This window comes from Actinoplanes derwentensis (genome assembly GCF_900104725.1).
GTDB lineage: Bacteria > Actinomycetota > Actinomycetes > Mycobacteriales > Micromonosporaceae > Actinoplanes > Actinoplanes derwentensis.
In genome coordinates, this window is sequence record NZ_LT629758.1 from 2,070,157 (window position 1) to 2,093,579 (window position 23,423).

Consider the following 23,423-nt stretch of genomic DNA (forward strand, 5'->3'; position numbering starts at 1 on the left):
ATGCGGGCGGCGCGGCTGTTCTCCGCCGTCGACTCGCACACCGAGGGCATGCCGACCCGGGTCGTGACCGGCGGTTTCGGCGTCATCCCCGGTGCGACCATGAACGAGAAGCGGTTGCACTTCATCGAGCACCTGGACCATCTGCGCCGCCTGCTCGTCACCGAACCCCGCGGGCACGCGGCGATGAGCGGGGCGATCCTGCAACCGCCGACCCGCCCGGACGCCGACTTCGGCGTGCTCTACATCGAGGTGTCCGGGCTGCTGCCGATGTGCGGGCACGGCACCATCGGGGTGGCCACCGTGCTGGTGGAGACCGGGATGGTCGAGGTGGTCGAGCCGGTCACCACGATCCGCCTGGACACCCCGGCCGGTCTGGTGGTCGCCCGGGTCGCGGTCAGCGACGGGCACGCTGACAGCGTCACCCTGGAGAACGTCCCGTCGTACTGCGAGCGCCTCGACGTCACGGTCGAGGTGCCCGGCTACGGCACGGTTCCGTACAGCCTGGCGTTCGGCGGCAACTTCTACGCGATGGTCGAGCTGGACGCGCTCGGCCTGCCGTTCGACCGGGCGCACAAGGACGAGATCCTCAAGGCCGGTCTGGCGATCATGGACGCGATCAACACGACCGCGCCGCCGAAACACCCGACCATCGACGGGGTGGACCAGTGTCACCACGTCGAGTTCCTCGCGCCCGGTTCCGACGCCGTCCTGTCCCGGCACGCGATGGCCATCCACCCGGGCTGGTTCGACCGTTCGCCGTGCGGCACCGGCACCTCGGCCCGGATGGCCGAGCTGCACGCCCGCGGTGAGCTGCCGATCGGCGCGGACTTCGTCAACGAGTCCTTCATCGGCAGCCGGTTCACCGGCCGTCTGGTGGGGCAGACCACGGTGGGCGACATCCCGGCGGTGCTGCCCACCATCACCGGCCGGGCATGGGTGACCGGGATCGGGCAGTACATGCTGGACCCGACCGACCCGTACCCGGCAGGTTTCGAGTTCTAGAAGGAGTGTTCATGACGATCGCGGCCGCACACGCCGCCCGTGTCCCCCTGCGCCGGTCGACCCCGGAGCAGCGAGCGGACTGGCTGGAAGCGGTGGCCTCGGCCCTCGACGCCGCGGCCGAGGAGCTGATCGGCATCGCGGCGGGGGAGACCCACCTGCCGCTGCCGCGGCTGACCGGGGAGCTCAAACGCACCACGTTCCAGGCCCGGCTGTTCGCCCAAGGTCTGCGGTCCGGGGAGCTTCTTCCGGTACGGATGGACGAAGCGGACCCGGAGTGGGGCATGGGCCCGCGTCCCGACCTGCGCCGCACGGTCGTGCCGATCGGCCCGGTGCTGGTCTTCGCGGCGAGCAACTTCCCGTTCGCGTTCAGTGTGTTCGGTGGGGACACCGTCTCGGCGCTGGCCGCGGGTTGCCCGGTGGTGGTCAAGGCACATCCCGGACATCCGCTGCTCTCCCGTCGTACGGCCGGGGTGGTTGTCGAATCTCTTGCCGAGGCCGGCGCCCCGGACGGCGCGTTCGCGCTGATCGAGGGGGTGGAGGCGTCACTGGAGGCGCTGCGGGACCCGCGGATCAAGGCGGTCGGGTTCACCGGCTCGACCAAGGGCGGCCGGGCGCTGTTCGACATCGCGGCGGCCCGTCCCGAGCCGATCCCGTTCTACGGTGAGCTGGGCAGCGTCAACCCGGTGGTGGTCACACCGGCCGCCTGGGCCGAGCGGGGCGCGGCGGTGGCCGAGGGCTGGGTCGGCTCGCTCACCCTGGGCGCCGGGCAGTTCTGCACCAACCCGGGCGTGGTGCTGGTCCCGGACCCGGACGGCTTCCTCAAGGCGGTGGACCTGCCGGTCCCCGGCCGGATGCTGACCACGGGCCTGGAGGAGGGTTTCGCCGCCGCGGTGGCCGAGGTGGGTGCCCACCAGGGGGTACGGGTGGCCGCCGAGAGCCCGGCCAACGACCAGGGGGTCCGGTCCAGCGTGCTGAACGTGGCCGCCGCCGACGTGATCGCCGATCCGGCGGTGCTGGACGTCGAGATGTTCGGCCCGGCCGGTCTGGTGGTCGGCTACACGTCTCAGGACGAGCTGCTCGAGGTGCTGCGACGTGTTCCCGGCCAACTCACCGGCACCATCCAGGGCCACAGCTCGGGAGACGACGCGGTGGCCGTGGAGGTCGCCGACGTGCTCGCCGACACGGCCGGCCGGATCGTCTGGAACGACTGGCCGACCGGGGTGACGGTCTCCGGCGCCCAGCAGCACGGTGGCCCGTACCCGGCCAGCACGGCACCGGCGTCGACGTCGGTCGGCCTGGCGGCGATCAGCCGGTGGCAGCGGCCGGTCGCGTTCCAAGGGGCACCGGATTCGGTACTGCCGCCGGAATTGCGGAACCGCTGAGTGCCGTACTCTGTGTTCGCTGAGCGAATCTGCGCAGTGTGACATTTTACAGATGGAGGGGTAGCCGGTGAGTTCGTCGGTCATCGGGCCGGTCGATGTGGGCGTCAGCCTGCGGGGCACCGTCGAGGACGCGGTCTCGGCCGCGATCGTCTCCGGAGAGCTCGCGCCGGGCACCCTGGTGACCGCGCCGACGCTCGCCGCCCGGTTCGGCGTGTCCGCCACGCCGGTCCGGGAAGCGATGCTCAACCTGCAGAAACGCGGGTTCGTCGACGTGGTGCGCAACAAGGGTTTCCGGGTCACCGAGGTCAGTGAGCAGGACCTCTGGGAGATCGTGCGGATCCGGCAGCAACTGGAGAGCCCGCCGATGCGGGAGATCGCCCGGACCCTGCAGCCCGAGCAGGCCGCCGGGCTCCGGGTGAAGGCGCAGGACATCGTGGACGCCGCGGCGGCCGCCGACCTGTCCGGTTACCTGGCCGCCGACCTGGTCTTCCACCTGCGGCTGCTCGATCTGCACGGCAATCGGCGGCTGGTCGAGCTGGTCAAGGACCTGCGGCAGCAGACCCGGATGGTGGGGCTGGCCGACATGATCGGGACGGCCGAACTGGCCCGGTCGGCAGCCGAGCACCACAGCTTGATCGACCTGCTCGAAGCACGGGACGGCCGGGGTGCCGAAACACTGATGAACGCGCACATCGGGCACGTGCTGGGCTGGTGGAGCGGGCGCGCAGAGGACTGAAACCCCTGGTCAGAAGGTCGGTCACCGTCACGGTGACCGGCCTTCTCGCTGTTCGGGCACCGTACCGCCGCAAGAATTTGATCTCCAGTAGGTAAAAAGTCTCGCGGGACCTTTCACGAGCGATGTGTGACATACTACTGTTCACTTCCAGTGACCGGGGTCGCAATGATCCGGCACTTCCGCCGGCTGGCGAACGCGCCGCCGCGGACGGTCCGACCCCGCATGGTGCGCCCACGATCCGTCGTCTGCGCCCTCTGAGGAAGGCAGAACCCCCTTGAAGCGAACCAAACCCCCGATCGCCCTGGCCGGGCTGACGGTCTCCGTTCTGGCCCTGCAGGCCTGCTCCGGCGGCGCCTCGCCCTCCACCAGCGGCAACGCGTCGGGTGGCACGGCGGTGAAGGGCGGCACCGTCACCGTCCTGCAGACCACCGACTTCTCGTACCTCGACCCGGCCCGCGGTTTCGACGGCGGCGTCAACGCGTTCTACCGCCTCGTCTACCGCACGCTGATCACCAAGGCGGCCAACGACGCCGCCGACCCCAACGCGATGGTGCCCGACCTGGCCGAAGGCCTCGGTCAGGTGTCCGCGGACGGGCTGACCTGGACGTACAAGATCAAGGACGGGGTCAAGTTCGACACCGGCGCACCGATCACGGCCCAGGACGTCAAGTTCGGCATCAGCCGCGCCTGGGACCCGGAGATCGGCATCGGCGCGCCCTACCTTCGCCAGCTGCTCGCCACCCCGGCCACCTACCAGGGCCCGTACCAGTCCGGGGAGAACCCGGCCATCGAGACCCCGGACGACAAGACCGTGGTCTTCAAGCTCAAGGCGCCGTTCCCGGAATTCGACGCGGTCCTGTCGATGCCCAGCGCGGTGCCCTTCCCGGTCGGAACCGGTGCCGGCACCACGTTCATCAACGACATCGTCGCGTCCGGGCCGTACGACCTGGACACCTTCACCCCGGGCAGCACGATCAAGCTCAAGCGCAACCCGAACTGGGACGCCGCCACCGACACCGAGCGCAAGGCCTACCCGGACGCCTGGAACTTCGCGATCGGCATCGACGGCGCCACCATCGACGAGCGACTGATCGCCGGTCAGGGCGCCGACGTCAACGCGATGGCCGGTTCGGTGCAGACCGCCACCATCGCCCGGTTGCAGACCCCGCAGCTGCAGGACCGCGTGGTCAAGGCCCCGTCCACCTGCCTGACCTATGTCGGCCTGAACACCAGTAAGAAGAACCTCAGCGACGTCCGCGTCCGGCAGGCCATCAACCTGGCGGTGGACAAGACCTCGCTGCTCAACGCCACCGGCGGCAACCAGTTCGCCACCATCGCCTCGACGATCATCCCGTCCAACGTCTCCGGGCACGCCGACTACGACCTGTACCCGAGCACCGGGAACACCGGTGACATCGAGAAGGCCAAGGCGCTGCTCACCGAGGCCGGGCTGCCGAACGGCTTCACCCTGACCCTGGACATCCGGACCCGTCCGGTGGCACAGGCCCAGGGCGAGGCGATCCAGCAGAGCCTCAAGCGGGTCGGAATCGACGTCAAGCTCAACGTGATCGACGCCGCCACCTACTACGAGACGATCGCCACCCCGTCGCAGCAGCACGATGCCGCGATCACCGGCTGGTGCCCCGACTGGGCGTCCAGCGCGTCGACGTTCCTGCCGCCGCTGTTCGACGGCCGGCAGATCACCGACAAGGGCAACCAGAACCTGGCCCAGCTCAACGACGTCACGGTGAACGCCGAGATCGACCGGATCAAGGCGCTCACCGACCTCGCCGAGGCCAACAAGGCCTGGGGCGAACTGGACCAGAAGATCATGGAGCTGGCGCCGGTCGTCCCGGTCAACGTGGAGAACCGGATCTACCTGCCCGGATCGAACGTGGCCGGTCTGGTGGCGCCGCAGGGCGACCAGGACTACGCCATCATCGGTCTCAAGGACGCGTCGAAGGGCTGACCTGACCGTGTCGATATCGTCCACCGAACTGGAAGCCGCGGGAGCGCCGGACACCGGCGCCCTCGTGGCGGCCCCGGACCCCCGCCGCAGCGTCTGGCACGTCCTGCTGCGCGACCCGTCGGCCATCGCCTGCCTCACCTACATCGGCATCGTCGTCCTGATGGCGCTGTTCGCGCCGCTCATCGTCCGCGTCAGCGGCTGGGGACCGTACGACTTCGATCAGACCGCGATCGACCCGAATCTGGGCGGCATCCCGCTCGGGCCGGCCGGTGGCATCTCCGCGGAGCACTGGCTCGGCGTGGAACCGCAGAGCGGCCGGGACATCTTCGCCCGGATCGTCTACGGCGCCCGTGCCTCGATGCTCATCGCGGTGAGCGCGACGGCGTTGACGACCGTGCTCGGGGTGGTGTTCGGCCTGCTCGCCGGATACTTCGGTGGACGTACCGACATGGTGATCTCGCGGCTCATGGAGTTCCTGATGGCGTTCCCCGCCCTGATCTTCATGATCGCGGTGCTCTCCGCGCTGCCCGCCGACAACCGGCAGTACCTGTTGGTACTGGTCATCTCGGTGTTCGGCTGGCCGTACCTGGCCCGGATCGTGCGGGCGCAGACCATGTCGCTGAAACAGCGCGAGTTCGTCGAGGCCGCCCTCGCCTCCGGGGCATCCCGGACCCGGCTGGTCTTCACCGAGATCCTGCCGAACCTGCGCTCCACCATCCTGGTGATGGTCACCCTGGCGGTGCCCGGTTACATCGGCACCGAGGCGGGACTCTCCTTCCTCGGTGTCGGCGTGGTGCCGCCCACCCCGTCCTGGGGACAGATGATCTCCAGCTCGGTCGGCTGGTACTCCGTCGTCCCCAGCTACTTCCTGGTGCCGGGCACGTTCCTCGCCCTGCTGGTGCTCTCCTTCATGGTCCTCGGTGACCGTGTGCGGTCGGCTGTCGATCCCGGAGGGCGCTGACATGACCCGCTACCTCGTTCACCGGGTACTCGGGATGCTCTTCGTCCTGTTCATGGTGTGCCTGTTCACCTACATGGTCTTCTTCCTGCTGTCGCCGGACCCGGCGGTGCAGATCTGCGGCAAGACCTGCACCCCGGAACGGATCGACCAGATCCGCGCCAACCTAGGCCTGGACGATCCTTTCCTGGCACAGTTCCTGCACTTCCTGCAGGGCCTGTTCACCGGCCGTGACTACGGCGCGGTGCACTGCTCGGCGCCCTGCCTGGGCTACTCGTTCCAGAGTTCGCAGGTCGTCACCGACATGATCGTGCAGCGCCTGCCGGTGACGGCCGTGGTGGCCGTCGGCGCGGCGGTGCTCTGGCTGCTCGCCGGCGTGATCGGCGGTCTGATCAGCGCGGTCCGGGAGGGCCGCTTCGCCGACCGGTTCATCACCGCGCTGACCCTCGGCGGCATGTCGGTCCCGAACTACGTCCTCGCCCTGGCCCTGCAGTACGTCTTCGTCGTTCAGCTCCAGTGGCTGCCCTTCCCGCAGGCCGTCCCGTTCGCCGACGACCCGGCCCAGTGGTTCCTCAACTTCATCCTGCCGTGGACCGTCCTGGCCGTCGGGTACGCCTCCTCCTACACCCGGCTCACCCGGGCCAACGTGATCGACACCCTGAGCGAGAACTTCGTGCGCACCGCCCGGGCCAAGGGCCTGCGACCACACCTGGTGTGGCGGCGGCACGCGCTGCGGCCGGCGCTCACCCCGATCGTCACCATCGCCGGCATGGACTTCGCCGGCCTGCTCGGCGGCGCGCTGATCACCGAGACGGTCTTCGGCATCAACGGCGTCGGCAAACTTGCCGCCGACTCGATCACCAAGAACGACCAGCCGGTGATCATGGCGGTCACCCTGCTCGCCGCGTTCTTCGTCGTGGTCGGCAACATGGCGGTCGACCTCCTCTACTCCGCGATCGACCCACGGGTCCGGGCAGGAGCGACATCATGAGCCTTCTGCGGGTGAACGGCCTGACCGTGAAGTTCGGCGACACGACAGTGGTCGACGGGCTCGGTTTCGAACTGCCGAAGGGCGGCTCGCTCGGCATCGTCGGCGAGTCCGGCTCCGGCAAGTCGATGACCAGCCTCGCCGTGATGGACCTGCTGCCCAAGGGCGCGCGGCGCACCGGCAGCATCGTCTTCGACGGCATCGAACTGCGGGGCCTGCCGGAACGCCGGATGCGGACGATCCGCGGCGACCGGATCGCGATGATCTTCCAGGACCCACTGTCGTCGCTGAACCCCTACTACACCGTCGGCACCCAGATCGCCGAGGCGTACCGGTCGCACCGCTCCGGCGTGAGCCGCCGCGCCGCCCGCCGGGTGGCGATCGAGGCGATGGAACGGGTGCACATCAAGGAGGCCGGGCGGCGCGTCGACGACTACCCGCACCAGTTCTCCGGCGGCATGCGGCAACGCGTGATGATCGCGATGGCGCTCAGCACCGAACCCGAGCTGATCATCGCGGACGAGCCGACCACCGCCCTGGACGTCACCGTGCAGGCCCAGATCCTCGACCTGCTCGCCGAGGTCCGCCGGGACACCGGCGCCGCCCTCATCATGATCACCCACGATCTGGCAGTGGTCAGCGAGGTCGCCGACACCGTCGTGGTGATGCGCTACGGCGACGTGGTCGAGACCGGCACCACCGAGCAGATCTTCTCCGATCCCCGGCATCCCTACACTCAGGCGCTGCTGGACGCCGTCCCGCGCATCGACGACACGATCGGCGACCTGCGTACCCTCGGAGGACACCCATGACCGGCGAACTCCTGCTGAGCGTCCGCGACCTGGTCAAACAGTTCCCGGTGGCCGGCACGGCCGGGCTGTTCACACCCGCGAAGCTGTTCACCGCGGTCGACGGCGTGTCCTTCGACCTGCACGCCGGACAGACCTTGGCCCTGGTCGGCGAGTCCGGCTCCGGCAAGTCGACCACCGCCCGGCTGGCCGCCCGGCTCCTCGACGTCACCTCCGGCAGCATCCAGCTGGACGGCCAGGACGTCACCACCCGCAAAGGCAAAGACCTCGCCGGAGTACGCCGGACCGTGCAAGTGGTCTTCCAGGACCCGTTCTCGTCACTGAACCCCCGGCACACCGTCGAGCGCATCGTCACCGCTCCCCTGCTCTACCAGCAGCGGGACATCCCGGGCGGGTCCCGCGACTTCACCCGGTCACTACTGGACCGCGTCGGCCTCAACCCCGACTGGCTCGACCGTTACCCGGCCCAGTTCTCCGGCGGGCAGGCCCAGCGCATCGGCATCGCCCGCGCCCTGGCTATCGGCCCCCGGGTGCTGGTCTGTGACGAGGCGGTCTCCGCCCTCGACGTGTCGGTCCAGGCACAGATCATCAACCTGCTGCGCGACCTGCAGGCCGAGGAGGGCTTCGGCTGCCTGTTCATCGCCCACGACCTGGCCGTGGTCCGGCAGATCGCCACCTCGGTCGCGGTCATGACCGCCGGTAAGATCGTCGAGGCGGGGGAGCGGGACGCGGTCTTCGGCGATCCGAAACACGAGTACACCCGCAGACTACTAGCCGCCGTCCCGCGGATCCGCCCTGAGTGGGAGGCCGCACGGCGGGCGAAAGCAGCAGCCCGATGACCATCGAATACCCCATTCCCGGCGCATGGGTCCGGGAGTACACCGTGCCGGTCCCGCTGGACTGGTCGGACGAGACAGCCGGGACCATCGAGGTCTTCGTCCGGGAACTGGCCGACCCGGACCGACGCCACGACGACCTGCCGCTGCTCACCTACCTGCAGGGCGGCCCCGGCGGCGCCAACCCGCGACCGCCCGCCGTGAACGGCTGGCTCGCCGAAGCCCTGCCCGACTACCGCGTGGTCCTGGTCGACCAGCGCGGCACCGGGCGCAGCACCCCGATCGACGGCACGGTGATCGCCGAGTTCCCGACCGGGGCGGCGGCAGCGGAATACCTGCTCAAGTTCCGTGCCGACTCCATCGTGCGGGACCTCGAGCACGTCCGGCGTACGAGCTACGGGTCGAAGAAGTGGGCGACGCTGGCCCAGAGTTACGGCGGATGGCTCACCCTGACCTACCTTTCGGTCGCGCCGGAGGCACTGACCGCGTGTTACGTCTGCGGCGGCATCCCCGGCCTGCCCCCCGACCCCGACGAGGTCTACCGGCGCACCTTCACCCGAGCCGCCGACAAGACCGCCGACTTCTACCGCCGCTACCCGCAGGACGTGGACACCGTGTCGGCCATCGCCGACCGGCTCGCCGCCGGCGACGTGCTGCTGCCCGACGGATCGCCGCTGTCGGTCCGGCGCTTCCAGACTCTCGGCGGTGACCTCGGCTTCGGCGGCGGTCACCTGCGCCTGCACTGGCTGGTCGCCGAGGCGTTCTCGCCCCGCGGGCACCTGACCGGCGGCTTCCTGGAGAGTATTCTGACGAAGACGTCGAACGAGGCCAACCCACTGTTCTGGACCCTGCAGGAGAGCATCTACGGCGACGGCGTCAACGGCCCGTTCCGCTGGTCCGCGCAGCGCGAACGCGACCGTCGTCCGGAGTTCGGCACCGACCGCCGACCCCTGTTGTTCACCACCGAGATGGCCTTCCCGTGGATGTTCCAGGAGGTCCGGGCCCTGCGGCCGTTCGCCGCCGCGATGGCCGAACTGGCCGAGATACGGACCTGGACATCGCTCTACGACACCGAACGGCTGGCCGACAACGAAGTCCCGCTGGCCGCGGTGGTCTACTTCGATGACGTGTTCGTTGACGAGGGACTGCAACTGACCACCCTCGCCCGCCTCGGCAACAGCCGGGCCTGGGTGACCAACGAGTTCGAACACGACGGCATCGGCAGCGGACGGGCCTTCACCCACCTGCGCGAGATGGTCCGCGACCGAGGAGGAGAACGACAGTGACGCAGCCCCGCCCCGCCTGGGCCGGAACCAAGCCGCCCCGCCTGGCCGACGACAGCCCCGGATTCCTGGCCTCGATCGGTCAGGGCTGGGCGGCCCGGAACGTGCCCGCACCGGTGGACGCCGCAGCCGCGAAGGCCGCCGCCGACCACCGGGAACGGCTCAGCGCCGCACTGCCCGGCGAGACGATCGTGCTCGCGGCCGGGACGGCGAAGAACCGCAACGGCGACGCCGACTACGCGTTCCGGGCCGACAGCGACTTCGTCTGGGCCACGTCCTGCCAGGTCGAGGAGTCGATCCTGGTGATGACACCGCGGTCCGGCGGCCACGACGCGGTGCTCTACATGCCGCCGCCGGCCCGGCCCGGCGAACGGAACTTCTTCGCCAGCGCCGCGTACGGCGAACTGTGGGTGGGACCGTCGGCCGGACTCGACGACTGGTCGTCGGCGCTGGACCTGCCGGTGCGGGACCGGGAGGCGTACGCGGAACCGTCCTCGTTCGTCACCGGCGGAACGGCCGCCTCCGGCCTGCGCATGATCAAGGACGACTGGGAGATCACCCAGATGCGGGCGGCGGTCGACGCCACCGTGGCCGGGTTCGCCGCGGTCGCCGGCGAGGTGCCCCGCGCGATCCGCGACAACCTCGGCGAACGATGGCTGCAGGGCACCTTCGACCGGTACGCCCGCACCTTCGGCAACGGCCCCGGCTACAGCACCATCGTCGGCTCCGGACCACACGCGCCGATCCTGCACTGGGTGCGCTGCGACGGCCCGATCCTGCCCGGCGAGACGCTGCTGCTGGACATGGGCGTGGAAGCGCGGTCGCTCTACACCGCCGACGTCACCCGGACCATCCCGGTCGGCGGCGGATTCACCCCCGCACAACGTCGGGTCCACGACCTGGTCGAGGCCTCCCACCGGGCGGGCATGGCCCAGGTGCGCCCCGGAGCGCAGTACTCGGACTTCCACTTCGCCTCGATGGAGGTCCTCGCCAAGGGCCTCGCCGACTGGGGACTGCTCGGGGTCTCGGTCGACGAGGCGCTCGCCCCGGCCGGGCAGCAGCACCGCCGCTACATCGTCTGCGGGATCGGCCACCACCTGGGACTCGACGTGCACGACTGCGGCGCCTCGGGGTACGAGGACTACCAGGGTGCCGCACTGCGCGAGGGCATGGTGCTGACCGTCGAGCCTGGGCTGTACTTCCACGCCCACGACGAGACCGTCCCGCCGGAGCTGCGCGGCATCGGGGTGCGGCTGGAGGACGACCTGCTGGTCACCGCGAACGGCCATGAGGTGCTGTCCGGCGCACTGCCGATCGACGCGGCCGGCCTGGAGCAGTGGGCCGCACGATGACCTTCTTCACGCTGGGCGAGGTCGGCCTGCACGACGGTGTGCACGCCCGTGCCCAGGAGCAGATGCTGCACCTGGCCCGGGTGTACCCGGTGGACCGGGTGCTCGCGGTGTTCCGCGCCAACGCCGGTATGGACACCCGGGACGCGCTGCCGCCGGGTAACTGGGAGGACTTCGGGCATCCCGAGGAACAGCCGTGGTCCGGGTCGGACTATCCGGGGGCGGGCGTGGCGCAGACCGCGTCGCTGCTGCGTGGCCACTATGCCGGGCACTTCCTGTCCATGCTGGCCATGGCCCACGCGTCCACCGGATCTTCGCTGTTCCGCGAGAAGTCCGATCATCTGGTGGCCGGGCTGGCGGAGGTCCAGGAAGCGCTGGCCGCCACCGGGCGGTTCAGTCATCCCGGCTTTCTGGCCGCGTACGGCGAATGGCAGTTCACCAGACTTGAGGACCTCGCGCCGTACGGGGAGATCTGGGCGCCCTGGTACACCTGCCACAAGATCATGGCCGGGTTGCTCGACGCCTATCAACACACCGGCAACAAGCAGGCCCTCGATGTGGTGACCGCGATGGGTCACTGGGCGGCGCGCAGCATCCTCGCCGTCGACCGGGTCCAGCGGCAGCGGATGTGGTCGCTCTACATCGCCGGTGAATACGGCGGCATGAACGAGAGCCTGACCGTCCTGCACCGGATCACCGGCGAGCAGACGTTCCTGGACGCCGCCGCGGCCTTCGAGATGGACACGTGGCTGGCCGGGGCGGTTGCCGGGCACGACGTGCTCGACGGCATGCACGCCAACCAGCACCTGCCGATGCTCGTCGGGCACCTGGCCCAGTACGAGGTCACCGGCGACCGGCGCTATCTGGACGCGGTGCTGAACCTGTGGGACCAGATCGTCCCCGGCCGCACCTTCGCCCACGGCGGCACCGGCGAGGGCGAACTGTGGGGCCCGGCCGGGGCGGTGGCCCGTTTCGTCGGCCGCCGCAACGCCGAGTCGTGCGCCACGTACAACCTGCTGAAGATCGCCCGCGGGCTGTTCACCAACACCCGGGACGTGAAGTACGCCGACTACGCCGAACGCGCGTCGCTCAACCACATGGTGGGCTCCCGCGCCGACGTCGTCTCGGACAGCAGCCCCGAGGTCGTCTACATGTACCCGGTCGACCCGGGCGCGGTCCGCGAGTACGACAACGTCGGCACCTGCTGCGGCGGCACCGGCCTGGAGAGTCACGTCAAACACCAGGAGTCGATCTGGTTCGCCGGCCCCGGCGAACTGTACGTCCTGCAGTACGTGCCGTCCCGCCTGAGCTGGGCGGACGTCGACGGCGAGGTGGTGCTGGACACCCGCTACCCGCGGGACGGCCAGATCACCCTGGAGATCGGCTTCACCGCGTCGATCGCACTGCACCTGCGGATCCCGCCGTGGGCGCGGGACGGAGCCGTGGTCCAGCTCAACGGATCGCCCCGGCGGATCACCGCCGACGACCGGGGGTTCGTGACGATCCAGCGCGAATTCCGGGCCGGTGACACCGTCACACTGGTCCTGCCGATGCCGCTGCGGCTCGTACCCACCCCGGACGATCCGGCACTGGTCAGCCTGGAACACGGTCCGACGGTGCTACTGGCCCGCGACGACGCGACGACCACACTTACGGTGGCGCCGGCCGGTGCCCGGCTGCTCGACGGCAGCATCACCGGGTTCGAGACCGACGGCGACCTGGTCACGGTGCTCGGGCACACCTTCGAACCGGCCTGGTCCGGCGGCGACCACCGCTACCACGCCTACCTGCGCCTGGACGACGCGGACATCGTGTTCCACGGCAGCGACCCCGGGGTGCCCAACCGGCGCGACCAGGACGGCTGGTCGGTGATCGGCGCGCTCTGGGCCGACGGTGGCCATGCCACCATCGATGACTTCTTCACCGCGGTCCACCACAACGTGGTGCGGGCGGCTCGGGGCGGGCTGCTCAGCCGTTCGGAAGCCGAGGCGGTGCTGATCGCCGCGTCGTCGAGCACGGTGGACGGCGTCTCCCGGAACGGCCTGGTGCGCACCGGCGATCATGGCGTGACGGTCCAGGGAGACCGGGTCGTCTGGGAGCTACCGGCCGACGCGGGTGCGGAATCCGCGGCTCCGGTGATCAGAATCGACGTGACGGGTTCGCGGGCGTCGTCGGGCTGGTACACCTCGCCGCCGACCTGCACGGTCACCGTGGTCTCGCCGGGCCCGGGCCTCACGTCCCTGGAGACCTCCCGCGACGGCATCGAATGGACACCGGCGGACCTGACTCTCGGTGACGGCCGGCACCGCCTTCGGGCCCGGGCCACCGACGTGTCCGGCCGCGTGGTGCACGTCGCCCGCGAGATCGACGTCGACACCGCCGCGCCGCGGGTGTCGGCGCGGGTCCGGTCGCTGGGCCGCAGTGTCGAGGTGACCCTGGACGCGGCCGACGAGGTGTCCGGCGTGGACCGTGTCCAGTGGCGTACGGCGGAGACGTTCTGGGGTGTCTTCCAGGAGCCGTTCACCCGGGCGCTGCACGACCAGCCGCAGACCCTCGAGTTCACCGCCACCGACCGGGCCGGCAACACCACAGCGGTCCAGACCGTGACCCTGCCCGCTCTCACCGGGTGACGGCCGGCCGCCGGTGGATCAGGTCCGGTTCTGCGCGGGCAGCACGTCGATGATCCAGATGGCCAGGAAGGCGGCGGCCGCCAGCGCGACCGTCGCCAGGCCGATCATCAGCAGGAACGAGCGGGACATCGCCGCCAGCCGGTTCTTGTCACGCGGGGCTTCGGTGGTCTCGTCCTCGAACTCGAACATGCCCGAAACTATAGTTTCGCCCGCTCCGCGGCCAGGACGTGGGCGGCCCGGTCGGGTGGCATCGGGCGGTGGAAGTGGTAGCCCTGCCCGACGGTGCAGCCCATGCCGGTGAGCAATCGGGCCTGCTCGGCGGTCTCGACGCCCTCGGCGACGACGTACAGGTCGAAGGCCAGGCCCAGCCGTACGATCGCCTCGGCGATCCGCCGGTCCCGTTCGTCGTCGGCGATGCCCCGGATGTACGAGCGGTCGATCTTGAGGATGGTGACCGGCAGTTGCTGCAGGTAACTCAGGGCCGAATAGCCGGTGCCGAAGTCGTCGACCGCGAGCCGGATCCCCAGGTCCCGTAACGCCTCCAACCGGGCGATCGTCGGCGCGTCCGGTTCCAGCACCACCGACTCGGTGATCTCCAGGACCAGCCGGTCGGCCGGGAACCCGGTCTCGGCCAGGATGCCGGTGACCGCATCCACCAGGTCGGCCTGTTTGACCTGCTGCGGGGAGAGGTTGACGCTGAGGGTGATCCGTTCGGCGCCGGCGATCCCGGCCTGCCACTCGGCGACCTGCCGGCAGCCCTCGCGCAGCACCCACTCACCGAGCGGAACCACCGCGCCGGTCTCCTCGGCCAGGCCGATGAAGGCGCCCGGCATCAGCAGACCCTCCTCGGGGTGCTGCCACCGGACCAGCGCCTCGACACCACGGATCGAGCCGTCGGTCATCGTCACAGCCGGTTGATAGTGCAGCACCAGTTCGTCGTCGGCGATCGCCTGCCGCAGCCGGGCGTCCCGGGTGCCGGCGTCCAGTTCCGGGGTGTAGAGCTGGTAACGGGACCGGCCGGAGCGCTTGGCCGTGTACATCGCCAGGTCGGCCCGCCGCAGCAGTTGGTCGCCGTCGACCTGGGCGCCGTGACCGAGGACGGCGACGCCGATGCTGGCCTCCACCGACAGCACCAGATCCCCGAAGATCACCGGGGTGCGCAGGGCTTCGGCGACCCGCTGAGCCACCCGTTCGACGGCCGGCACGTCCGGCAGGTCACGCAGGATGACGGCGAACTCGTCGCCACCGAGCCGTCCCGCGGTGTCCCCGGTCCGGATCACCGACCGCAGCGCCACCCCGGCCGCCTGCAGGACCGCGTCACCGGCTTCATGACCGTACGTATCGTTGATGGGTTTGAACCGGTCCAGGTCGATGAGCAGGACCGCGCAGCACCGGCCGGCCCGGGGTGGCTGGGCGGCCAGCGCGGCGACCCGCTCGTTGATGCGGGTGCGGTTGGCGAGCCCGGTGAGCGGATCGGTGACGGCCAGGTCGTGGTTCTCCCGCAGCACGTACATCTGCCGGGCGATCACCAGCGCGGTCAGCAGGATGGCCCCGAGGATCATTCCACCGAGCGGGTAGATGCCCTGTTCGCGGGCCATGTAGCCGAGGATGCCGTAAGCCAGGGCGATGGCGCCGTACGGCAGCCAGTTGACCGTCGCCCGGCGAGCCGCCGGATCCGGCGGATTGTAGGTCTGCCGATAGGTGCGGTGCGCCGCCAGGACCAGCAGGAACCCGCCGCAGACCCAGAACAGGTCCGGCCAGGACCCGCCGGAGTAGCCGCTGTGCAGCTGCAGATACCCGTAGGCGATGTCGGCGACCACGAACAGTGTCACCGCCGCCACCAGCATGATCAGGGCGTGATCGACGACCCAGGAGCGGCGCAGCAGCAGCATCGCCAGCGCCAGCACCAGCAGCAGGTCGCCGACCGGCAGGGCGGCCGAGAAGAGGCTCTGGTAGAGCGACACCCCCTTGTTGACCACGAGCGGGCCGATCAGCAGGTACCACAGCACGATGAACGCGCTGGCCGCGACGATCAGCGCGTCGAGCGTCAGTTTGATCCGGTCGATGCGGGACCGCCGGTCGGCGGGCATCATCATCAGGCCGGTGAACATGAACGGCACGAACGCGATGAACCAGTGGTCGGCGAAAGCCGGGAATCTCGGGTGTCCCAGGACCGAGTCCTCGATGAACCAGGACGCCTGCGCGACCAGCCGGCAGAAGAACGCCGCCGTGATGAACGCCCACGCCCGGCGCACACTGTGCGACCGCCCGCTGCGGAGCACGATCCGCAGGCCGACCGCGGTGTACATCAGGGCGATCGGGATGTGCACGAGATTGGTCAGGAACTGGCGCTTCCCGTCGGTCCCCCAGTCACCCAGGTAGAACACGAGGAACGCGCCGACCAGCACCCCCGTGCCGCCGACCGCCGTATCGGCGATCCGGTCCGCCAACCTGTTCTCGGCCATCCTCCACCCTTCGGCAGCGTGCCCGCCGGGCTTAGGCCAGTGCCGAAACCGCCGCCACGCTACGGAACCGGGGGTGCACCAGCAGGGCCAGCGGGGCGATGATCGGGCTCGGTGTCATCCGGCCCGGATAGACCGAGCCGAGAAGCAGCAGAGGGATCTGTGGTTTCACGCGACGTTCCTTCCTTCTCTGGTACGAGGGGAGAGCTAGCTTTCGGAGCCAGCTCGCGGTCGACGCCGGCCAGCACGACACGCAACCTGCCACGGAACCAGTCGATCGGGTCGGCCCGGATCGCCAGGGACAGGTCGTCGACGCCGCGCCGGTTGTCGACGGCCAGGCCGAAGACCAGGTCGACGGCGAGGACCGCGTCGGCCGGCCGGAAACCGTGGCCGATCAGCATCACGCCGAGCTGGTCGGCGAGCAGCAGCACCGCATGCGGCACCACCCCACGGTTCATCTCGGCGGTCGCGCCGGGATAGCGGGCGTAGGTGTGCCAGGCGGCGAGCGCCCACTGTTCGAGAACCTGCCGCCACGGCCCCGCAAGACTCGGCCAGGTGACCCGGCTGACGGCCAGGTCGAGCCCGAGACGGACCGGCTCGTCGCGGTTGGCGGCGTGCCGGTAGAGGGTGGCCTGACCGATCCGCAGGTGGGCGGCGACCGCGGTGAAGGTGAGATCCCGGAACCCGACGGCGAGCACCGCGGCGGCGATCTCCGCCGTGTCCACCTGAGCGGGACGGCCCGGCCCACGACCGCTTCGCCTGTTCACCACTGCACCGTACCTGATTATGAGAGTGCACTCTCATAATCACGAACCTGTCATCGGCCTGTCATGAAACCGTGGTCCGATCGCTACGCCCGCCGACCAGACTTCGCCGCCGAGACCGCCGGCAGTACGGAGTGAGCAACGTGTGGCCCCAGCCCTTCGACGACGCCTGGCAGGACCGGCGGCCCCGGCCCGCCAGCAGCCCCGACATCCGGCTCACCATCGAGGTGTTCGAACGGATCCTCGATGATCCACGGCTCGAACGCGAACTCGTCCTCGTCGAAGTGCAGAACCGGGTCGCCAACCTGATCGGCACCGTCGGTTCCCTGCACGCCCGGATCACCGCGGCCGAGATCGCCCGGACCACACCCGGCGTCACCGACATCTGCAACCGTCTCACCCTGGCCCGGGCCGCCGACGTCACCGCCACGATGGAACAACCGGACCCGTTCGACGATTTGATCGCCCACTGGGACGAACCCCGCCGGCCGGCCACCGCACCCGGCGGCCGGCCAGCCGCCTCATCCCGGCGGGAGGTGTCCCTGAAAGGCGCCGCCGTCGTGATCGCGACCGTCGCCGTACTGGTCGGGGTCCTGCTCTACCCCCGGCTGGGCGGTGCCGGGGCACTGCTGCTGGCGGTGCCGTGGCTGGCCGTCGCCACGGCACTCGCCGTCCAGTCAGCTCTCTGAGGCCGTCGCCACTTCTGTCCCGGCCTTCGTCTCCGGGTTCTCACCGGCTTCGGATGCCCCGGCGGCCGCCGACTTTCCAGTGGCTCCGGACGCCCCGGCGGTCGGGGGTTCCTCGTCGGCCCGGGGTTCCACGCCGGCCGGGAGGGTGAGCCAGATCGACGTGCCCTCCTCGACGTCCAGGTCCAGCCAGATCCGGCCGCCGTGGTACTCGACGATCTTCTTGACGATGGCCAGGCCGATGCCGGTGCCCTCGTACGCGTCCCGCGGATGCAACCGCTGGAAGATCACGAAGACCTTGTCGGCGAACTCGCGCTCGATGCCGATGCCGTTGTCCCGGACGTTGATCCGCCAGTGGTCGCCGTCGCGTTCCGCGGTCGTCCGGATCACCGGCGGCACGTCCGGCCGGCGGAACTTCAGCGAGTTCCCGATCAGGTTCACGAACAGCGTGGTGAGCAGCGGTTCCTCGCCCTCCACCACCGGCATCCCGGCCCAGCTGATGTCGGCGTCGTCACCGGCCCGGGCCTCCAACTGCGACGCCACCTCGGGCAGCACCCGGTCCAGGTCGACATCCTTGAACCCGGCGGTGATCCGGCCGATCCGGGAGAACGCCAGCAGATCGTTGATCAGCCGCTGCATCCGCTGGGCGCCGTCGACGGCGAAACTGATGTACTGGTCGGCGCGCTCGTCCATCTGCCCCGCGTACCGGCGCTGCAGCAACTGGCAGAAACTGGCCACCTTGCGCAGCGGCTCCTGCAGGTCGTGTGACGCGACGTAGGCGAACTGCTCCAGATCACGGTTCGACCGGGTCAGTTCCTCGGCCTTCGCCTGCAACTCCAGGTTGATCGCCTCGACCTGGGCCCGCGCCTCCCGGACCACGGTCAGCTCGGCGGCGATCTGCCGGCGCATACCGTCCACGTCGGCCGCCAGCCCGCGCAACTCCGGCGACCCGGAACTGGTGATCGCCCGCTCGTAGTCCCCACCGGCGACCTTGCGCACCTGCTCCGCGAGATCGGTGACCGGCCGGTTGATCAGCCGGTCGAGCAGCAGCATCAGCACGACACCGGCCACCACGACGATGACCGCGGTGGCGACCTGCAGGGCGATCAGCAGGGTCGAGGTGTGGCGGGCCGCGTCGACGGCGGCGTTGCGCAGGGTGAGGATGTCGGCCTGCAACAGGTTCACCGACTCCCGCAGGGCGTCGAACTCGCGGGTCCCGATCCCGGCCGCCGCCGGTTCGCCCCGCTCGACGGAGACGATGATCGGCTCGGCCACCGTCCGCCGCCAGGCGTCCGCCCGTTCCCGGACCACCCGCAGGTCGGTGCGGATCCGGGCGTTGCCGTTGGCGTCGTTGAGGGTTTCGAGCTGGATGAGCAGGTCCTGCTCGGTCTGCAGACCGGCCTGGTAGGGCTGCAGGTTCTCGGCCTTGCGACTGAGTGCGTACCCCCGGATACCGGTCTCCTGGTCCAGGTACGCGGCACTGAGGTCCTGGCCGGCCAGGCGCATCGGGCCGGTCTTGTTCAGGATCACGTCCAGGTTGTCGTTGCTGTCCACCGCGGTCACCACGGCCAGCAGGCCGACACCGGACAGCAGGATTCCCGCGACGGTGAACAGCACCGCTACCCGGCGCCGCAGCGACCAGGAAACCAGCCGGGCCCGGCTCATCGACTCTCCTCGCATGATGCCCCAGTTACCGGAAACGCCGCCGATCCTGCCCTGCCCGGCGACGCGATGCGCCACCGGGCAGGGGAACACCCGGCGGCGACAACCCGCCAATCCCCGGATCCGTGCCGGACGGGCACGACCCCGGAGGTCAGCGAGACACCGAAGTATGTCGCACCCACCGCAGCCCCGCGACTCAGCCCGCCAGCATCGTCCGCAACCGGCGGGCTTCCTTCGTCACCCGGGAGGTGCCGGGCCTCGCGGCGACCTCGGCCAGGCCCGGGATCTCGTCGTGGGCACCGATCCGGCCCGCCACCAGGGTGGCGAGTTCCAACAGGTCGGGCAGCCCGCGCGGGGCGACCGGCAGCAGGACCGGCAGGGCCGCGGCCAGGACATGCCACACCGCGTGCGAGGCACCGCCCTGATGCGCGTCGGTGAGACCGGGCAGCACCCGGGTCAACTTCAGCGTGCCGTCGGCGCACAGGTCACCGATCTCGGCGCCGACGGCGGCACCGAACGGTTCGCCGCTCACGGCCAGGACCTCGTCGCCGGCGGCCAGGATCAGGAACGCGTCCACGGCGGCCAGCCGGTCGGCCTCGTCCCGGGCACCCAGCACATAGGCCACGGCCAGGGCGACGGCCGGCCCGACCGGGCCCGCGCACTCGGCGATCAGCGGCAACGCCTTGCCCGCACCGCGCTGATCGATGTCGGCGACCGAGGCCAGGGTCGGCAGGGCCCAGGCGGCCAGGACCTCCCGGTGATGCGGCAGCGCCGCGGCGGCGATGTCGGCGGGTTTGGCGAAGTCACCCGAGTACCACTCGATCTTCGGGCCACGGGTCAGGCCGAACAGGCGGTCCGACAGCGGGAACCGGTCGCCGCCACCGGCCGGCTCCAGCTCGGCCACCACGCGGCGGCCGGTGGGGGGAGTGCCGCCGTACCCGTACCGCCCGTCCTTGGCGTTCTGCACCCGCCGGGTGCTGACCGGATCGGGCAGGCCGCCCTCCTTCAGCCACGCCGCGAACCGCAGCCCGGCGACCGAGGTCAGCTCCGCGGCACCGGTCAGCACGTCCACACCGGTCTCCCGTGGCACCCGCAGCAGCGCCTGCTCGAAGTCGACCGGCCACGGTTTCCGGTCCGCGGCCTCCAGCCGGGCGAGGCGCTCCAGCAGCACCGCGGCGTCCAGGCTGCCGTCGACCCGGGTGGGGGTGGCCAGCAACTCGGCGGTCGGCTCGACGGTGATCCGGTCGGCGATCTCCTGCAGCCGCAGGACGAGGACGCCGCTCGGGCCGGTCGGTTCCTTGATGGTGTTCGGCCGTTTGATGACGGCTCCCGGGGTCATGACCCGCCGGAGCACGTCGCCGAGGTGACCGGGGCGCCGGAAGGTGCCGTACCAGTAAGTGTTGTTGAGATCGCCCTCGTGCCGGTCGAGGACGGGCTGCAGCGCCTCGGACAGGCCGTCGGCGGGCAGCGCCACCAGCGCGGCCATCACCCGCTCCCAGCCGACCGACGTCTCGCTGTGCAGCAGGGCGACGATCTCGGTGGCCAGCTCGGCGGCGGTGGTGATCGGCGGCGGCATCGCGGCGGCCGGTGCCGGAGCGGCCAGCGCCACGACCTCCGGCTCTGCTTCCGGCGCGGCCACCCCGAACAGCTCCGCGGCCCGCGCGGGCAGGTCGCCGGTGAGCACCACTGACGCGTCGGCCAGCCGGGCCACGGTCGCCGCGTCGAGGCGGCGGATCTGCCGGCCGATCAGGGTGAGTGCCCGCTCCTGCACCTCCAGCGCCGGATGCCCGAACGCCAGGGCGACCGTCTCCAGCACCTCGCCGGCCCGGTCGGGCTGTCGGCGGGCGACTTTCTCCAACCAGGACAGCTGGGTTTTGACCAGCCCTTTCTCGGTGCGCTGCAGGGTGGTGCCGCTCGTCTCCAGCAGAGTCTCGACGTCGAGGCGCCCGGCGTCGTCGACGGCCCGCAGCGAGCGCTGGGCCATCGCGGCGATCGGCGAGGGCGCCCCGGCCAGCAGCCCGGCATAGTCGCCGGCGGCGGCGGTGTGCTCGTCGAGGGTGGGAGCGAGGGCGTCGTGCAGCTCGGTGAACGGCCGCAGCCAGGCCGGCCGGTCGCCACGGACCAGGCGATCCAGGGTGGCGGCGAGAATCGTGGCCCGGTCGAGGCGGCCCTCGGTCACCAGCTCGACGACGGCCTCGGGGAAGGGCGCTTTCGCCACCCAGCCCGCCGGGGTCCACTGGCCGCCGGTCAGCGCCCCGCCGAGACCGTCGATCTCGAACACCGCGGGCAGCAGCACGTCCAGGTAGGGACTGGACCGGAGCTTGCCGGCCAGCGGATTGCACTTGCCGTGACTGTCGTGCAGCGTCACGAGCCAGCCCCGGACGAACCCCTCGGTCGCCGGCGCCAGCTCGGGGGTGGCGTCGAGCATCCGGGCGACGAACCGCCAGTCACCGGCCCAGGCCTCCTTGGCCGGCAGTCTCGCCGCGAGCCGCACCCCGAGGTCGGGCAACCACTCCAGGTCACGGGCCTCGGTGAGCTGCCGCCAGAACCGGTCGGGCACGCTGCCCCACCGGTCCCGCATGTCGCGGCGGTTCAGCAGGGCAGCGGCCCGGGCGGCGGTGGGCATGCAGGCGATCACGGCGAGGGCGAACCCGACGGCCGGGTCGTCGCCCTGGTCCCACCAGGAATCACCGCGGAGTCCTTTGACGCCTTTCTCGATCTCCGGGGCGAACGCCAGGCGCTCCTGCTCGGTCATCGACAGGAGGATTTCGGTGATCCGCGCGTATGCCGAACGCCGCGCCAGTTGCTCAAGATTCGCCCAGGTCAAACTCATGGCCGAGAATCTAGGACCCGGGTACGACATTTTCTCCCGGGGCGCTCAACAGGTAATCGTCGGCGGCCGTGTCCCACCGCAGATCGACCGCCCCGACCGCCGCCGCGGCCTTGCAGAACTGCAGGAAGCTGCGGTAGCCGAGCTTCTTCTCGCTGAAGCCGGGTGCGGCCTTGCGCAGCTGGTTCTTCAGCCCGGACAGTGCCGCCGGTCCCGGCTGGACCGTGGAGGCGAGCAGTTCGAACGCGGTCTCCCGGTCGCCGCGCTCGGGCAGGCCGATCTCCGGGTCGCCCTTGGCCGCCCGGTCGGCCAGTTCGATCACCGATTTACCGGCCAGGTGCCGCAGCAGCTCCCCGAAGGCCCGGAACCCGAAGTCGGCCTCGTTGAAGGTGGGGTCCTTGCGCAGCAGCGTGCGTTTGAGGACCGACGCGGTGACCGTGCCGCTGGAGCTCTGCTGCAGACCGGCGACGGTCTGCGCGACAAGCGCCGCGAGCGTTTCCAGGTCCCGTGGGGTCGGCGCGGGCGCCGTCTCGGGCTCGGGTGCCACCGGCTGGGCGGGTGTCTCCACGCCTTCGAGCCGGTCGTAGAAGAGGAACTCGTCGCAGGCCGGCGGCAGCAGGGCGGAGGTGGTCCGCTCGACACCGACGCCGATCACCCGTTTGTTGAGTTCGCGCAGCTTGTGGACCAGCGGGGTGAAGTCGCTGTCGCCGGTGCAGAGCACGAAGGTGGTGACGTACTCCCGCTCGAAGGCGAGCACCAGCGCGTCCACGGCCATCTTGATGTCGGCGGCGTTCTTGCGGGACGCGCCCATCTTCTGCGGGATGTCGATCAGCTCGACGTGCGACCGGGTGAGCATCCGGCGGTCCTCGTCGAAGTAGGACCAGTCCGCGTACGCCCGGCGGACCACCACCCGGCCTCGCTCGGCGAGCGCGTCGGTGACCGGCCGCAGATCGAACCGCATGCCACCGAGATGGTCACGCGCCCCGATCGCCAGGTTCTCATAGTCAAGGAACAGGGCGATACGTTCTTCCAGATCCACAACGCCACCGTACGCCTGGTCCGTCGCGCCGGGCCGGT

At 70.4% G+C, this 23,423-nt stretch carries 18 protein-coding genes; 12 read left to right on the top strand and 6 right to left on the bottom strand.

Annotated elements, in window-relative coordinates:
• The 11 genes from BLU81_RS09470 to BLU81_RS09520 all read left to right on the top strand — a co-directional run bounded on the left by BLU81_RS09470 (position 1) and on the right by BLU81_RS09520 (position 13,942).
• Complete coding sequence (locus tag BLU81_RS09470; RefSeq protein WP_092543506.1) at positions 1-1,002, top strand: proline racemase family protein; 1,002 nt, start codon at positions 1-3, stop codon at positions 1,000-1,002.
• 11 nt (positions 1,003-1,013) lie between these two features.
• Positions 1,014-2,384 (top strand): aldehyde dehydrogenase (NADP(+)), encoded by a 1,371-nt coding sequence (locus BLU81_RS09475; protein WP_092556826.1) that lies wholly within the window; start codon positions 1,014-1,016, stop codon positions 2,382-2,384.
• A gap of 67 nt (positions 2,385-2,451) precedes the next feature.
• Positions 2,452-3,120 (top strand): GntR family transcriptional regulator, encoded by a 669-nt coding sequence (locus BLU81_RS09480; RefSeq protein WP_092543508.1) that lies wholly within the window; start codon positions 2,452-2,454, stop codon positions 3,118-3,120.
• 274 nt (positions 3,121-3,394) lie between these two features.
• Positions 3,395-5,089, top strand: coding sequence for an ABC transporter substrate-binding protein (locus BLU81_RS09485; RefSeq protein WP_092543510.1), 1,695 nt, complete (start codon positions 3,395-3,397; stop codon positions 5,087-5,089).
• Positions 5,090-5,096: 7 nt separating this feature from the next.
• Positions 5,097-6,050: an ABC transporter permease gene (locus BLU81_RS09490; protein ID WP_092543512.1), complete on the top strand. Its 954-nt coding sequence runs from the start codon at positions 5,097-5,099 to the stop codon at positions 6,048-6,050.
• Position 6,051: 1 nt separating this feature from the next.
• Positions 6,052-7,038 carry an ABC transporter permease gene (locus BLU81_RS09495; protein ID WP_092543514.1) on the top strand — a complete coding sequence of 329 codons (987 nt, stop codon included), beginning with the start codon at positions 6,052-6,054 and terminating at the stop codon, positions 7,036-7,038.
• Positions 7,035-7,847 (top strand): ABC transporter ATP-binding protein, encoded by an 813-nt coding sequence (locus tag BLU81_RS09500; RefSeq protein ID WP_092543516.1) that lies wholly within the window; start codon positions 7,035-7,037, stop codon positions 7,845-7,847. The genes BLU81_RS09495 and BLU81_RS09500 overlap by 4 nt, the downstream gene beginning before the upstream one ends.
• Positions 7,844-8,683, top strand: coding sequence for an ATP-binding cassette domain-containing protein (locus BLU81_RS09505; protein ID WP_092543518.1), 840 nt, complete (start codon positions 7,844-7,846; stop codon positions 8,681-8,683). The genes BLU81_RS09500 and BLU81_RS09505 overlap by 4 nt, the downstream gene beginning before the upstream one ends.
• Positions 8,680-9,966: an alpha/beta fold hydrolase gene (locus BLU81_RS09510; protein ID WP_092556828.1), complete on the top strand. Its 1,287-nt coding sequence runs from the start codon at positions 8,680-8,682 to the stop codon at positions 9,964-9,966. The genes BLU81_RS09505 and BLU81_RS09510 overlap by 4 nt, the downstream gene beginning before the upstream one ends.
• Positions 9,963-11,315, top strand: a complete 1,353-nt coding sequence (locus BLU81_RS09515; protein WP_092543520.1) for an aminopeptidase P family protein — start codon at positions 9,963-9,965, stop codon at positions 11,313-11,315. The genes BLU81_RS09510 and BLU81_RS09515 overlap by 4 nt, the downstream gene beginning before the upstream one ends.
• A complete protein-coding gene (locus BLU81_RS09520) occupies positions 11,312-13,942 on the top strand; it encodes a beta-L-arabinofuranosidase domain-containing protein (RefSeq protein WP_157751433.1) in 2,631 nt (876 codons plus the stop codon). Before BLU81_RS09515 ends, BLU81_RS09520 begins: the two co-directional genes overlap by 4 nt.
• Before the next feature lie 18 nt (positions 13,943-13,960).
• Here the strand turns inward: BLU81_RS09520 and BLU81_RS47785 are convergent, their stop codons facing one another.
• Genes BLU81_RS47785 through BLU81_RS09530 form a run of 3 tightly spaced genes read right to left on the bottom strand, consistent with a single transcriptional unit; the run spans position 13,961 to position 17,171 of the window.
• Positions 13,961-14,131 (bottom strand): hypothetical protein, encoded by a 171-nt coding sequence (locus tag BLU81_RS47785; protein WP_157751434.1) that lies wholly within the window; start codon positions 14,129-14,131, stop codon positions 13,961-13,963.
• An 8-nt stretch (positions 14,132-14,139) separates the two neighbouring features.
• On the bottom strand, positions 14,140-16,407 hold the full coding sequence (locus BLU81_RS09525) for a putative bifunctional diguanylate cyclase/phosphodiesterase (protein WP_092543524.1): 2,268 nt from the start codon (positions 16,405-16,407) through the stop codon (positions 14,140-14,142).
• A 59-nt stretch (positions 16,408-16,466) separates the two neighbouring features.
• Entirely contained in the window at positions 16,467-17,171 is a 705-nt protein-coding gene (locus BLU81_RS09530) for a hypothetical protein (RefSeq protein WP_157751435.1), read from the bottom strand.
• Between the two features lie 131 nt (positions 17,172-17,302).
• On the opposite strand from BLU81_RS09530, the gene BLU81_RS09535 reads away from it, so the two are divergent.
• Positions 17,303-17,857, top strand: a complete 555-nt coding sequence (locus tag BLU81_RS09535) for a BON domain-containing protein (protein ID WP_157751436.1) — start codon at positions 17,303-17,305, stop codon at positions 17,855-17,857.
• On the opposite strand, the gene BLU81_RS09540 is transcribed toward BLU81_RS09535, so the two are convergent.
• The 3 genes from BLU81_RS09540 to BLU81_RS09550 all read right to left on the bottom strand — a co-directional run bounded on the left by BLU81_RS09540 (position 17,846) and on the right by BLU81_RS09550 (position 23,385).
• Entirely contained in the window at positions 17,846-19,519 is a 1,674-nt protein-coding gene (locus tag BLU81_RS09540; RefSeq protein ID WP_092543530.1) for a sensor histidine kinase, read from the bottom strand. The two genes, BLU81_RS09535 and BLU81_RS09540, sit on opposite strands and share 12 nt — an antisense overlap.
• 193 nt (positions 19,520-19,712) lie before the next feature.
• A complete protein-coding gene (locus BLU81_RS09545) occupies positions 19,713-22,349 on the bottom strand; it encodes a DUF7824 domain-containing protein (RefSeq protein ID WP_092543532.1) in 2,637 nt (878 codons plus the stop codon).
• Between the two features lie 10 nt (positions 22,350-22,359).
• Positions 22,360-23,385 (bottom strand): NYN domain-containing protein, encoded by a 1,026-nt coding sequence (locus tag BLU81_RS09550; RefSeq protein WP_092556830.1) that lies wholly within the window; start codon positions 23,383-23,385, stop codon positions 22,360-22,362.
• Positions 23,386-23,423 lie beyond the last annotated feature (38 nt).

Excerpts from the sequence above, each read along its gene's own strand:
- BLU81_RS09470 (WP_092543506.1), top strand. The coding sequence starts at position 1 with ATGCGGGCGGCGCGGCTGTTCTCCGCCGTCGACTCGCACACCGAGGGC.
- BLU81_RS09475 (WP_092556826.1), top strand. The coding sequence starts at position 1,014 with ATGACGATCGCGGCCGCACACGCCGCCCGTGTCCCCCTGCGCCGGTCG.
- BLU81_RS09495 (WP_092543514.1), top strand. The coding sequence starts at position 6,052 with ATGACCCGCTACCTCGTTCACCGGGTACTCGGGATGCTCTTCGTCCTG.
- BLU81_RS09500 (WP_092543516.1), top strand. The coding sequence starts at position 7,035 with ATGAGCCTTCTGCGGGTGAACGGCCTGACCGTGAAGTTCGGCGACACG.
- BLU81_RS09505 (WP_092543518.1), top strand. The coding sequence starts at position 7,844 with ATGACCGGCGAACTCCTGCTGAGCGTCCGCGACCTGGTCAAACAGTTC.
- BLU81_RS09510 (WP_092556828.1), top strand. The coding sequence starts at position 8,680 with ATGACCATCGAATACCCCATTCCCGGCGCATGGGTCCGGGAGTACACC.
- BLU81_RS09520 (WP_157751433.1), top strand. The coding sequence starts at position 11,312 with ATGACCTTCTTCACGCTGGGCGAGGTCGGCCTGCACGACGGTGTGCAC.
- BLU81_RS47785 (WP_157751434.1), bottom strand. The coding sequence starts at position 14,131 with ATGTTCGAGTTCGAGGACGAGACCACCGAAGCCCCGCGTGACAAGAAC.
- BLU81_RS09525 (WP_092543524.1), bottom strand. The coding sequence starts at position 16,407 with ATGGCCGAGAACAGGTTGGCGGACCGGATCGCCGATACGGCGGTCGGC.
- BLU81_RS09540 (WP_092543530.1), bottom strand. The coding sequence starts at position 19,519 with ATGAGCCGGGCCCGGCTGGTTTCCTGGTCGCTGCGGCGCCGGGTAGCG.
- BLU81_RS09545 (WP_092543532.1), bottom strand. The coding sequence starts at position 22,349 with ATGAGTTTGACCTGGGCGAATCTTGAGCAACTGGCGCGGCGTTCGGCA.